The following is a 12,965-nucleotide window of genomic DNA, read 5'->3' on the forward strand; positions in this document are numbered from 1 at the left end:
CTACTGCGTCTTCGGCTTCAGACTGGAGAGGAGGGCTTGCAGCCTGTCGTTGACCACCGCGGCGGGAACCTTCGCGTTGAGGATCAACTGGACGCCGAGCACGCCACCGTCCGAGGTAAAGGTGGCATCCTCGATGACTGGGTTGAGCTGCAGGAATTCCTGAGGAACGGAGACCTGAAGCTTCGCCGGGTCTATCGCTGCCTGGAGCGCTTCCTTGGCCTTGGAGTTCAGGTCGACGCCCGCGATCCTGAGGATGCCGTTCGTGATGGCCACGAACTGGCCGCCGAGATGCACGTCCGGATCTCCCAGCCTCAGCTGGATGGCCGTGTCCGAGGACTTCGCCAGTTGCACCGGCTCGCTGATGTCGAACGGCTGCTGGGCGAGCTTGTTCTTGATGGGCGACCCCGGCCACGTCACCACCTTGGGGCGTGGCAGCCCGAAGGGACCGTCGTTCGGCCACTCGACCTTGCTGTTCGGCACCGGGTTCTCGCGGCAGTCCCACACGTCGACGTGACCGTGCAGCCATAGGGTCGCGGTGCTCCCCTCGGCCTTTAGTTCCTTGCCCCAAATCGTGACGACGGGATTGTTGGCGCTGAAGCTCCTGCAGTTGTCCGTCGGCAGCGCGATCGTGTCGATGATGCTGCCGATCTTCGATTGAAGGTCGCGCAGGTCGGCCTTGACCCGCGCGCGGAACGTCAGGCCCTCGCTGGTCGTATGGAGCGCGATGTAGGTCGTGGAAACGATGTTGAAGGTGATGCCCTGAACGGTTTGCGGAACCGTGAGCGGTCCCACCATCAGCTCGTCCGGCTTAATGCCGTTCTCCGTGGGCGGCGCTTGCGCGAATGCGGTGCTCGCCACGCCCGCGATCGACGACACGAGCAGTATACGTCGGACAGTCGCCCACATTTCAGGCCTCCATCGAATCGACTGCTCAATCGTTAGCGCCGTGTTTTTAAACTGGCAACTTATATATTGATTTCGTTTGCCGAACCTCCACGATTTGCGGAATTTCAAGGTGGCGGAGGTTGGATTGAACTGCAGTCTCGTCGACCGACCGGACGTCGGGCGCGGCGGATCAATCCGCACGGGCCTCGTGGAACGCTTGCCCGATCGGCCCTTGGGTCGCCATGATGGGTTCTCCCATGGTGCCCCGGGACGTCGTATGGAACCTCTGGCGAAACTCTGGACATGGGCGGGACATGCGTTCGTGCCGTTGGCGATCGGCTGGGCGTTCTACGTCCGCGGCGGCCTGGACACGGCACCGCCGCCCCTCGGCGCGCTAGTCTCGCGCGGGTATTGGGGCCTCCTCCTCAGCCTAGTGGTCGCCTCCCTCATGATCTGGGTTTGCGCACTGTACGTCCGCGCGGCGCGCGCCGAGGGGCACGCCGTCACGCCGCCGCCGAACACGACCTTCGAGACTGCCAACGGTCGCAGCATGCTCATGACGTGGGGATCGACGATCGTGTTCGCCCTCACGATCCTCGGCGCAATCGCGGTCTTCGGCGTGCGCTACGGCGACAGCCGCATCCACGCCTGGGACGCACGGAAGCCGCTGGCGGATGGTTTCCTGTCAAGCCGGCTCGAAGCCCACCGCCACGGTTGTGCGCATCAACCGTGCTACGCCGTGGCGTCCCGCATGGACGACGCCGGTAAGCCGCTCGGAGGTGTGGTCGAATACATTTTGTACGTTTCAGACGGCATGCTGCTGGCGGCGACACTCCCGGCGGCGGCGGGTGTCATCTACCTTCTCTTCGTCACGAGCCGCAAAAGACCGCTCCTTTTGGCTCCGTGAGGAAAGACCGACGATGGGCGTCTAATGCAGGTCGACGTGGTTTGCCCCAGGTCCGTTTCGATGCAAGATCACGGCGGAAACGAGCATGGCGATACGGACGCTAAGACCTACGGACCTTCTGAACGAGTTCTCGAACAAAGGCCCCCCTGTCCGGGCGCGTCGTGCCGATCCGGCCATCGATCCGATGAAAACCGCGGAGCACGAATCGTTTAACCTCGGACCGCGGCTTCACGTCCTTGACCGCGTCCTAGGCCGAAGCGACATCCGCCACGGTCGCTTCGTCGGTCCGGTCCGCCACGAGCGTCGGCGCTGCAGACGCTCTCAACGGTCACAGATGCGGGCCTCGGCGGGCTAACCAGCGGCCTGAGGGACGGTCGCGAACTCGGCTCGCGCCTCCCGTTTACGGAAGCCATAGGAGTTCACGTCGTAGCTCAGGATAACGTTCATCACGTGCTCGCCCTGATCCGCGCTTCGACCCGGGCTGTCGTGTAGGCCGCCGCGAGCCTTTGAGAAGCAGCCCCAGGCAGCGGTCGCGTCTCACTTCCCGGGGCCGCTTCCTTCCGCGCGAGAGAGCCGATCGGGCCCAGGGAACGAGCCCTAACGCTAAGAGCGTGAGGCGTCCGATCCCATCGCGATCTCGGCGCGACACGGAGTTCCGGTTTCGTATTTATCCCTTCCACGACGTTTTTGGCCAAGCTCCGGCACGAGGGCGACGGAACGAGCCAAAGCCCATCGAGCCGCATTCGCTACGAGACCATCGATTCAGCATCGCAACCTCTGATCGCATGCCTTCCATCGCCCGTCGCGGTGGCTATGATCGACACCCGTGAAGCGCTTGCAACGGGCGGTCCGAGCGCCGGAAAGTTCGCGATGCTCGACGAACGCCTGCACGACATCCCTGACCTCGGTGTCCCCGATCCGGGACATCCGCTGCGGCAGCTTGACGAGGCGTGCCGGAAGGCGGCGAGAGACGCGCTGGTGATGCCGGAGGTGTTCGCGAGCCTGACAGGCACCATCCGACACATCGCCGCCGACTACCGCCACCGCGCCGTCTTCGAGTTGATCCAGAACGCGCACGACGCGCTCGGCGGCGAGGGCCAGGACGAGATCCGCATTACGTTCAGCAGGACGGTTGCCGGCACCTCGGGAGAGCTCATCGTAGCGAACCGCGGACGAGGTTTCACCGGCGACAACGTGCGGGCCGTCCGTCTCCCGGCGCGGAGCACCAAGAGCTATGGCGAGGGCATCGGCAACAAGGGACTGGGCTTTCGCAGCGTCATGTCGCTCACCGATGTCCCGGAGGTGTACTCCTGTATCGGCGAGGGAAGGCGGCGGGACCGGTTCGACGGCTATTGCTTCCGCTTCGCCGACGACGGCGAGGCGCTCGCGCTGTTCCGTGGCGCCGGGGCCACGGCGGATCAGGCGGCGGCCTTCCTTCGTGACGTGCCCCGCTCGATGCTTTCGGTGCCATTGCCCGACCAGCCCGGCGAGATTGTATGCTTCGCGCAAGAAGGCTTCGCCACCGTGGTTCGCATTCGACTGCGCGATGCGGTTGCGGTGGCTGACGTCGAGGCGCAGTTGGCCGAACTCCGCGACGCCGACGTTCCGCCGACCCTGTTCCTCGATCGCATCGGCACCCTTTCCGTCGAGGCGAGGATTGAGGAGGGCAAGTCAGCTACGACGCGGATCACCCGCCGCGCCACCCCCTTCTCCACCTTATCGGATCAGGCCGGCGGTCGCATCGAGAAGGTACGCATCAACGGCGCGGACTTCCTCGTCGTCCGGCGTGAGGTGGCACGGGTCGACTTCGAGGCCGCAGTGCGCGCCAGCCTCAAGGACGACGAGCGCCTGCAGGATTGGCTTCGTTCTACGGCCCCGGTCATCGTCTCCGTCGCCGTGCCGCTGAACCGAGCCAAGCCGCGTCCCGGCCGTGTCTATTGCTACCTCCCGCTCGGGCCCGGGGTCGAGGCCCCGCTCCTCGGACACGTCGATGCCCCCTTCCTCGCCTCCCTCAACCGCAAGGATTTCCACGAGGGCGTGCCGCTGAACGTGTTTCTCCTCCAAGCCTGCGCTGGCGTGGCTTTGGCGGCGGCGCGCTTCCTCGTCTCGGACGCGACGGGCATGCCCGACCTAGACCGGCGTGCGGTCGCCGACCTGATTTGCTGGCGACGCGATAAGGCACGGTATCTGCTCGCCGGTAACGGCGGGCGCCCGTTCCTGGACGAGCCCTTGCTCCCGACCGCGGGCGGTGGCTGGGCGAGCCTGCGGAAAGCGCGCGCTTGGAAGGGCCGGCGTGCGATGCTCACCGCGCCCGTCGTCGCCGTCGATGCGGGGGCGCCGCTGCTCGACAATAGGCTCGGCGATGAGCGGCTCGCCAGGATCGCCGGGGTGCGGGGAGCATTCACGGTCAACGAGCCCCTGGAACCGCGCGGGGCCGAGGTCGCAGGCTGGATCGTGGCCGTGGCGGAACGACGGTCGTCCCATGTCGGCGCTTGGCGGGGGTGGGACCGTTTCCTCGACGCCGTCGTCGGCACCTTCGAAGACTTGGACCTTGATCTAAGCGAGCTCGCGGGCAGGAAGGTCCTCTACGGCGGCGTCTCGGGCAAGACACCGAAACTGCTTGCCACCCAGACGGACCGGGAGACCCCCGTCTACCTCTGGGACAGGGGATCCGGGCGCGGCCGGGCCCGCGACGTGCGGATGCCGCCGCGGGCTCTGTCCCGGCGCGTCGCGTATCTCGACCAGCGCATCGCGCTCGCCCCCGACACGCGAGCGGCGCTGGTCAAGGCCGGGCTCGCTTCCGAGATGGATCCGGTGCGGATCCTCGCGGACCACCGCCGCATCGCCGCGGTCCAGCCCAAGCCCGATACCCTCGTGGATATCCTCTCCTGGGCCTATGAGGTCTGGACCGCGCTCGGGAAGGAAGTCGAACCGGTCTTGAGGGGTTGTCGCCTGCGCGTTCCGACCCGGGAGGGCGCGTGGATCGAGGCCGCCGACGCGCTGCTATCGGCCTGCTGGTCGGAGGACGGACGCAGGCTTGAGGCGGTCATCGGCGAGTTACAGGAGGTGTCGAACGACGCTTCGATGCTTGCCCGCGCCCTCGTTGCGGATCCCGGCGCGACACCGTTCCCGGAATCCCTCGACGATCGTCGAGCATGGCGCGAGTTCCTCATCGCATGCGGCGTCCGGGACGGGCTCCAGGCCATTCCCTACGCCACGCAGGCTCGCGGGTCGGCCCATGTGTTCTGGAAATCGCACTTGATGGGTGTCTCGGCCCAGAAGGTCGACCCGCACTGGGTGGCAGACGTCGCTGGCACCACCTTCAGGTTTCCCTACTCGGATTACGTCTCCCGTTCCGCGCACGGCCTGGGGTTCTGCCGCCTGCCCTGTCAGGTCGAGCATGACGCGCTCTCCCCCGAGGGCAAGGTCGAGTACGCGGGCCTGGTACTGGGATATCTGAGGCGGACCGACCCCAAGTCGCTCGTCGTGGCCGTCTTCCACGCGACCAGGGGCGACCACCGCGACCTGCCGACGCCCGCCCTGTCGTTCCTGCGTCGAGCGTCCTGGATGCCCGCGACCGCTCGGTCGGGCCTCGGCTTCGCGCCGCCGGCGAAGCTTTGGGGGCGTCGCGCACGCATACGCGAAATCCCGAGGCCCATCCGGCGCCCGCACGAGGACATGCGCGAGCGCGTGGTCGAGGAGGGCATCTGGCAGCGTCTCCTAGGTTTGGGCTTGGGGGATTGGGGGGACGGGGCGACCGCTGCCCGAAGGCTGGGCGCCATCGCGTCGGTCGTGGCGACCGCCCCCCCGGGGGCGGAGGACCGCTCCGTCATCCGCGCGGCCAACGCCACGGCGTGGGACGATCTCGTAGCCCGGAGAGGGGCGCTCCCGTCCCAGGCCAGCATCCTCGTCGGGGCCGGGGATGGCTTCGCGAACGTATCGGCCGGCTCCGAACGCGTATACGTGACATCGGACATGGCTTCACTGGAGGCACGCATCCTCCAAGAGCGCGGTGCACGTATCCTAGAGGGGGTAGGCAATCCGGCGGCGGTCGCGGAGATCCTCTCGAAGGCCGGGTTCGCCGCGCTGCCGCTGTCCGCCGTCGAGGTGTCGATGCAGGCCGACGGGGTTCGGTTCGTCCCCTCGGCGGCGGACCCACGCCTGCCGGCGGGTGGGCGCGGCTGGCTCGTCGACCTAGCGGTCCTCGCGCTCGACATCGAGGGGCGGGGCCTCGCCGTCCAGGTGCCCCGGCCGACCTTCCGCCGGAACCTGCGCAAGGTCAGGCTCCACTTCTGCCGCGACCTCGCCGTCGTCATAGACGGCGGGGAGCCGGCCCGACTTCCCGAGCGCATCGTGCACCTTCGCGACCGGGAGCATCCGACCCTTCTCGTGATCGGTAACGCGGAGTTGGCGTGGGAGGATCTCAAGCCGCTCGCGCGGGGCCTGGAGCGCTTGGTCGACGGACGCGCCGACGGGGCGCTGCGCGTCGCCTTCGCGACCGTGGCTGGGGCGTTCTCCGGGACGGCGTTCGAGCGCCCGCCGAACGAGGCTCTCGCCCGTGCCCTGGATTGGCCGACGTCACGGGTCGAGCAGGCGTTCGGCGAGGTCGGGGCCGGGACCGATCACCTACGTGAGATGGCCGCTCCCGTACTCTTTTGCCTGGAAGGCCATCAAGCTGCCCTCGACCTCGTCGCGGCGCTGGAACAGGCAGAGGACGAGTTCGACCTGGCTTCCTGGCTCCGGGCGCGCGGGCTGGCGCCGGGCGGCCCGCCGGAGGAGTTCGCCGCGGCGTGCCGCTCGGGCGAGGACCGCGACGCGCTGCGCCGGCGCTTCGGCATCGCGTTCGCGACTTTCAACGCCGCTCTCGCGTCCCTGGGACAGGATCCCCTCAGGAACCGGGCCGACCTACGCGGACAATTCGAGTACGCTTGCCGCGCGGTCCGCAACGGGCTTGTGGAACGACTGCGCAGGCACCATCACGCCGCCTACGTCGCCGGCGGGCCGCTCGACGCCTACGCGGCGGCGCGCAAGCTGCCGTTCCTGTCGTTCGACGAGACCTGGATGACCACGGTGGACGTCGTCGACGAGGCGTTGGTGCGCGGCTTCGCCGAGGCGGCCATGGAAAGCGAGTTCGGTACGCCACCGAACGTCGACCTCGAACCGCTGGCCTTGGTGCGTGCCCATAACGATGAGGCCGCCAGGGATGCGGTGCGGCAGGCGACGCCTCTCGTCATCGCGTGGTGCGACCGGGCGAGGGTGACCGTCCCGGACCTATGGCGACAATCGCCCGTCGACGTGGTCCGCCGCCTCGACGAGGCGGGTGCGCTCGATTTCGAGCGCGTCTCGGGTGATGGCGTGGTCCGTTGCCTCGCCATGTCGGACCTTTGGCCCATGGGCATGCAGGTGACCTTGGACCGAAATGCCCATGGGCTGGCTGCGAAACAGGTCGAGGACGCGCGCAACTGGCGGGTGGAGCAGCAGCGCAGGCGCGAGGCGGAGCGGAGACGCGTGTCGGTCGGTGACACGGAGTACGACGCCGGCTCCAAGACGGACATGGCCAGGCTCGTCGCGACGGCGCGCGCCGAGGCGCAGGCGGACGCGGGCTGGGAGGACCGCTGCGGGCGCGTGACCCTGGAGGAGATGGCGGGCGCCAAGGCCCGCCAGGGCGGCGGCGCGGGCAGGGGCGGGTCCCGGGCGCCGCTCGTCGTCTCCGAGCGCCGGATGTCCGAGGCACAACGATCTGCCATCGGGCTCCTCGGCGAGACGAGAGCGCTGGAATGGATCGCCCGACGGCACAAGCTGACGCCCGAAGAGGCCGAGGCCGCGTGGCGCTCGCCCAACCGGGCGGTCAGCCTGCTGGGGGACGGCGGCGACGACGGGCTGGGCTATGACTTCGAGGTCGTCCGGGCCAGCGGCGTCCGCTGGCGCTACGAGGTCAAGGCATCGACCTGGGATCCGTGCGAGTTCGAGTTGGGGTCGAGCGAGGTCAGGGCCGCCCTGGAGGCGTCCTCGGACAAGGGCACGCACTTCCGCGTGCTTTACGTCCCGCACGTCGCGACCCCGGGGCTGTGGCGGGTGGTGGAGCTTCCGAACCCGCTCACCCCGGCCAAGCGCGGACTGTTCGCGGAACTCGGGCGGGCGGCCATCCGGTTCGGGTTCACGCCTCGATAGGCTTTGGGCCGATTTCCGCGACGACGAGCCCGGCAGCGAACGATGGCTGCCCCGCATGTGCCGAACTCGGTCGATCCTCGCGGCGGAGGCTAAGCCGTTCGGTTCGACGTGGACCGGATCGAACTCGTCCGTCGCGGCGCGATCCGGGAAGCGCGTCACCCGGTGGGGCATGCCGATCCTCGACGGGGCGTTCGGCGGGGCCACGAAGCCCGGCCGCGGCATCGGTGCCGCGTGGTGGGCGAGATGCTACTTATGTCGCCCTCGACGTTCACCCCGGCGCCCGATCCGCGAGGCCGGCCCCACCTGGCGTCACGACGGCGGGGGGCGGAATGGCCCGATCGTGTCGCACGCCTGTCCGGCCGGGCCGAGGCCGTGGTCCGATGGAATGCTTCGGGTGCCCACTTGCGTCGCCCGGTGCGTGGCCGGTCGATCCATGGAATGGATGATGGCGATGGCGCGGGCTCGATCCGGGTGTCCCCGGGGGGCCATGGAATGCTTTCGCGCCGAACGGGTGGCTCCGTCGGGGACGGAATGGTTTCGCGGGCCGCGCGCTCGCGGGATCCCGCGCCGCTCGACGGCCACGGAACGCACGGTGGCCGGCGACGGCCCCCAGGGGGTACCGGACCGGCGCGGACCGTCCCGGCGGAAGGGGCGTTGCCTGTCCCGCAACCTGCGGGATACCGTCGGGATGTCCCGCAACCCGGCCCTACGCGTTGTTTACGGCTAGGAAACCAGCTGTCTGTAACCCGTTGAATTAGAACGATCCCGGTTCGGTCTCATACATCCCGGTTCGATCCCGTCCATTCGGGTGAAGCAAAACCTGCGGGAAACCTGCGGGACCGTTTTCGGCTTGTAGGAATGCTTTTGGCGGGCTTGTCGCGGACTGGCGCAAAAGCATTCCTGAACCTGCCGGCGGCTCCGAAAAACCATTCCGTCATCCACCTCGATCCGGGTCCCGCCCGCTCCCCGACGAGGCGGAGCACCATCGGCAACGGCATTCCACCGCAACACTGCCGAACCACCTTCCCCCGGTGAGCCGCTCCGGATGCAAGCGAGCATAGCGAGACGACCTCGGGGTGCAAACGTGCAGGGGCATGAGGGAGGAGGCGCGCCCCTGGTTCAGCCGGAACGCTGCTTCCGGCGCGGTGGGGGCAGCGGCGTCATGCCCGTCCACCCGGGAAGCCTTCGATAACGCGGCTCCTCGCCTTCCTCGTTCAGCTCGTAGAACCTTCCGTGGGTGTCTCGGATCCGCATTTGGCGATGGATGCGGCCCGGCGTGAGCTCCTTGTCCCTTGTAAGCGCCTCCTTGGCCAAGCTCGGTGGCACGCGGCGTGCGATCTCGCCCGTCGTCATCCATTCCCCTTCCGGGAGGAACTCTACGATCTCGCGGATCACCCGGTCCCAGAACTCGGTTCTGCGCAGGTGGACAACCTCCTTGCGCAGCTCGGCGATCTCACCGGTCATTCGGGCTAGGCGGGCGTGCAACTCCTCATTCTCACGGCTCGTAATCTCCGCTCGGATCTGCGTCTCGTCGAGCAGTCGCCCGGCGGCCTCCCGCTCCCGCTCCAAAAGGGTCCGCTGCTCGTCAAGACGTGCGTTCGCCTCGGCGATGGCGGCGTCCCACACGCGCGCCCCGAAGCCCCCGAGAACGGCCTGTAGGGGATCCGGCAGAACTTCCCGAGCGGGCCGGGCGTGATGCCCATGACGGGCCAGCCAGAGACGGAGAGGTTCGGCGATCGTCCTCTGTGAGCAACCGATCTCGTGCAGCCGCAGGTCGGCCAGCACACGTCCCTGGGTGACCCGCTCCCCGGTCCCATGGACCCGTTCGGCGGCATCGGTGACCTGCTCATGCGTCGGCATCTAACCATCCCCCGCGCCCGAGGGATGCTAGAGAGGCAGCCTTAAGGCGCCCACAACGTCGAGGAAGGAAGCGGGAAGTGACGTGACTTTCCGCTTCCTTCCTGACCCGATCGACGTGTCGATTTTCCGTCAACCGTCCCGCACGGGAGCGTCCCCGGTGGATCCCGGAAGGCCAGCATCAGGAAGTGGGAAGCGAGCATTGCTTCCCACTTCCGCTACCCTTGATTGCCGTCGTCGAGCTGCGTTGCGGCCCGCTGAACGTCGCGGTTACCTCGACATGTCCGCTGCCCGTCTTCCTTAGGCGACTGGTTGAAAGCCTGGATTGAATGGCGAGAGCCCAACGTTCAGGATCGCCCGCCTCGACCTGATCGAACGAAGGTCGACATCGACCAACGTGTCGGGGGTGTCACCCGCCAGGACCCGCAGCACCTGGGCGAGCATGAGGCATCCGGCCACGGTCCCCACGAATGGCGCCCCGACCGCGGTCTCGGCCAGCCTGGTCAGGCCGCAGATGTCGCCACCCGCGTCGGACAGGCGGCGGTACCCCGGCCTGGTGAGGTCGGCCGCACCCCGTGCGTGGGCCCCCTGTCCCCACAGCTCTGCAGCCGACTTGGCCGAGGGGAACGTGTGTACCCTCAAGGCCCGGAAGTCCTGGGCGCTCGCGCCGATGCCGGCCTCTACGACGAGGGGGAAGCCGGGCGACTCGACCTGCGACCTCGCGAGCGCATTGTCCACGCCGCAGACCAGGATGGCCGGGTCGTCCTCGGCCCGCCGTCGGAAGCCGCCGTCGAACGGGCGTTCCACGAGTACCGTGCGGAAGCCGTGCCGTTCGAGAACCCCTGCAACGGCGCGCGTCTTGCGCATGCCGAGCATTCCCTCCTGCGTCAGGATCGACGTGCTGTCCGTCGAGCCGGTCACCTCGTCGGTGTCCTGAAGGACGAGCCGTACCGCCCCCCGATCCGAATGCGGGCAGAGCATCAGGGGCCAAAGGAACGCTTGTCCAAGATGCCCGAGGCCGAGGATCCAGAGGTGGTTGGGCAGGACGGCCAGCGCCGGGCCGTCCCCGGCGGCGGCGGTCCAATCATGCGAGCGGTCCGGGCGCCACAGGGACAGGCCGTTGCTGCGGTGCCCCGCCTCGACCTCGCCGCGCAGCATCGCGAACAGCTCGGCCGCCGCCAAGGCACCGGCCAGCACCGCCGACGAGGTCACGGTGGTGACATCCGTCAGCCGCGTACCCACCAAGGGCACGATTCCGCCGCGCCACCCCTCGAAGGTCGCCACGACGCCCCGCTCCGGCATGGTGGCCGCGTTCCCGATCACCACGCCGGGCGCTGGATCGTCGCTCACTCCTCGGCGCCCCCCTAGAGCCGCGACCTCGTCGGCGAGCGACCTCGCGGGACCAGCCAGGACGAGCAACGGCACGTCGAGGTCGCCATCCACGAAGACACCGCCGAGGGCGAACCGCCGTCCTATGTTCACGACCGTGAGCAGGGCAGCTTGGTGGGCCGCGGACGACGCGATCTCCGGACCGGCGAACACGCCGATCCGGTGTTCCCGCAGACGGGCCACGGCGGTCTCGACGTCCGGCGCCGAGCCGTTGTCGAAGTCCACCTTGGCGATGCGGCTCAACGTGTCCCGAAGCCGGTCGATATCGGATTGGGTCATTGTTCACCTCGGATGCTGATGTCGAGCCAGCGGAGGCGCGGCGAGGGGAGGACGTCCCATCGCTTCGCGCCGCGGTAGCGGTAGACGCCGACGCCGGCGAGATCGAACGGGGACCTCGCGAGCCGCGGTGCGATCAGCGCCACATGCCCCCGCGTCGCCACCATCGGGTGTTCCTGATCCGATCGGCTCTGCCCGGCACCGTCCGGATGGGTATGGATGTCGGCGAGGACCTCCATGTTCTTCGCCGCGCAGGTCTCCCACACCGCGTTCATGGCGTGCCCGGAGAGCCGCACGATGCCGGTGGCGAGGGCCTCGGGATCGATGTCGTCGTAGAACACGATCGTCCGTACCCGCCCACCCGCTGGGCTCCGCTCGCCGAGCAGGAAGGCACCGCTCTCCCGCACGCCGGCGCCACGGCGCCTGAGCTCCCGGAATAGCCGCCACCAAGTCAGGTACGATACCGTGAGGCCGGATGGGTCAGGCGACGCCATGGTAGCCTCGCGAGTTCAGGTACCGATGGATCTCGGAGAGGTACTGAACGATGCCCCGTTCGGGCTTCCAGGCCATGTGCGGATGGGTGCTCGCCCAATCCCCGTGACCCATGCGGGAGAGCCGATCCAGGGGGAAGTACATCGCCCCCCCGCCGTGCCAGTCCCATCGAAACGTCCCCGAGAAGACGGCATCTCCCTTCGGCCAGAGCGCGGGCGTGAGGATCGCACCGTTCACGAGGTCCCACAGGCCGCCGGTCGGAGGCTCCGCCGGGTAACCGCTGCATTCCAGCCGCAGGACGAACTCGCGCCCGTCCTTGGCCGTGATGCCGAAGATCGCGTGGGGCCACGCGACGGTGATCAGGCGCCAACGCCCGCGGGCCGCACCCTCCGTGAAGAGGGGGGACGCGAGGTCGCGCTCCAGTTGGGCGCGATCCGGGGTCATCAGACGCTCCCGTTCACGCGGGTCGACGGCAGCAGGTCGAAGACCACGCGGCAGTCCGGGCACTTGGCGAGGGAGCCCACGTGGGTGGCCTCGTCGGGCCGGTCGCTGGTCCCGTGCAGCTGCAGAGAGAGCTCCGCGGCATCGACCGCGTCGATTTCGAACTGGCGTTCGGCCCAGTCCTTGATCCGGGACAACGTGGAGCCTGGGCCGAAGGCCCGCTCGAACGGCCGGCCGGCGTACCGCACGACGACGTGCACGTGGCGGCAGCGGCTGTGGTGCAGGAAGTGAGGCTTGCCGTGGTGCCGGATCTGGTGGTGGTCAGGCAGCGGCTCGTCGGCGTCTTCCTCGAAGAGGAAGAGGCCGATCACCTCCCGGCCGTCGGCCAGGTCGATCTTCAGGGTCTCGACGGTGATGCCGTCGTGGACGTTGTGATGGGCCGGATCGAGGGCACCCTCGCGGCGGATGAAGATGTCGATGTGCGTGGTCATGTCGTGAACTCCGTGGCCGGCCGTCTTGGCCGCTCACGGAATTGATCGGCCGGGCG

General features: G+C 68.3%; 8 protein-coding genes. 2 read left to right on the plus strand and 6 right to left on the minus strand.

Annotation, left to right across the window (positions count from 1 at the left end; translation table 11 throughout):
• Nucleotides 1-858 carry a hypothetical protein gene (locus MKK65_RS10635; RefSeq protein WP_243957575.1) on the minus strand — a complete coding sequence of 286 codons (858 nt, stop codon included), beginning with the start codon at nucleotides 856-858 and terminating at the stop codon, nucleotides 1-3.
• Nucleotides 859-1,162: 304 nt separating this feature from the next.
• Between MKK65_RS10635 and MKK65_RS10640 the strand changes: the two genes are divergently transcribed.
• Nucleotides 1,163-1,792, plus strand: a complete 630-nt coding sequence (locus MKK65_RS10640; RefSeq protein WP_243957577.1) for a hypothetical protein — start codon at nucleotides 1,163-1,165, stop codon at nucleotides 1,790-1,792.
• An 870-nt stretch (nucleotides 1,793-2,662) separates the two neighbouring features.
• On the plus strand, nucleotides 2,663-7,963 hold the full coding sequence (locus tag MKK65_RS10645) for an ATP-binding protein (RefSeq protein WP_243957579.1): 5,301 nt from the start codon (nucleotides 2,663-2,665) through the stop codon (nucleotides 7,961-7,963).
• Between the two features lie 1,119 nt (nucleotides 7,964-9,082).
• Here MKK65_RS10645 and MKK65_RS10650 read toward each other — a convergent pair.
• From MKK65_RS10650 to MKK65_RS10670, 5 genes are all read right to left on the minus strand, one after another.
• Entirely contained in the window at nucleotides 9,083-9,823 is a 741-nt protein-coding gene (locus MKK65_RS10650; RefSeq protein ID WP_243957581.1) for a DNA-binding protein, read from the minus strand.
• Nucleotides 9,824-10,120: 297 nt separating this feature from the next.
• Entirely contained in the window at nucleotides 10,121-11,488 is a 1,368-nt protein-coding gene (locus tag MKK65_RS10655; protein ID WP_243957583.1) for a hypothetical protein, read from the minus strand.
• A complete protein-coding gene (locus MKK65_RS10660) occupies nucleotides 11,485-11,826 on the minus strand; it encodes a hypothetical protein (RefSeq protein WP_243957585.1) in 342 nt (113 codons plus the stop codon). Before MKK65_RS10660 ends, MKK65_RS10655 begins: the two co-directional genes overlap by 4 nt.
• Before the next feature lie 139 nt (nucleotides 11,827-11,965).
• Nucleotides 11,966-12,421 carry a hypothetical protein gene (locus MKK65_RS10665; protein WP_243957587.1) on the minus strand — a complete coding sequence of 152 codons (456 nt, stop codon included), beginning with the start codon at nucleotides 12,419-12,421 and terminating at the stop codon, nucleotides 11,966-11,968.
• On the minus strand, nucleotides 12,421-12,909 hold the full coding sequence (locus MKK65_RS10670; RefSeq protein WP_243957589.1) for a hypothetical protein: 489 nt from the start codon (nucleotides 12,907-12,909) through the stop codon (nucleotides 12,421-12,423). Before MKK65_RS10670 ends, MKK65_RS10665 begins: the two co-directional genes overlap by 1 nt.
• Nucleotides 12,910-12,965: the final 56 nt, after the last annotated feature.

Origin of the sequence: Methylobacterium sp. J-001 (assembly GCF_022829565.1) — a bacterium.
Taxonomy (GTDB): domain Bacteria; phylum Pseudomonadota; class Alphaproteobacteria; order Rhizobiales; family Beijerinckiaceae; genus Methylobacterium.

What these genes read in the sequence shown, in the direction of transcription:
- MKK65_RS10640 (WP_243957577.1), top strand. Translation starts at nt 1,163, where the DNA reads ATGGAACCTCTGGCGAAACTCTGGACATGGGCGGGACATGCGTTCGTG.
- MKK65_RS10645 (WP_243957579.1), top strand. Translation starts at nt 2,663, where the DNA reads ATGCTCGACGAACGCCTGCACGACATCCCTGACCTCGGTGTCCCCGAT.
- MKK65_RS10650 (WP_243957581.1), bottom strand. Translation starts at nt 9,823, where the DNA reads ATGCCGACGCATGAGCAGGTCACCGATGCCGCCGAACGGGTCCATGGG.
- MKK65_RS10655 (WP_243957583.1), bottom strand. Translation starts at nt 11,488, where the DNA reads ATGACCCAATCCGATATCGACCGGCTTCGGGACACGTTGAGCCGCATC.
- MKK65_RS10665 (WP_243957587.1), bottom strand. Translation starts at nt 12,421, where the DNA reads ATGACCCCGGATCGCGCCCAACTGGAGCGCGACCTCGCGTCCCCCCTC.
- MKK65_RS10670 (WP_243957589.1), bottom strand. Translation starts at nt 12,909, where the DNA reads ATGACCACGCACATCGACATCTTCATCCGCCGCGAGGGTGCCCTCGAT.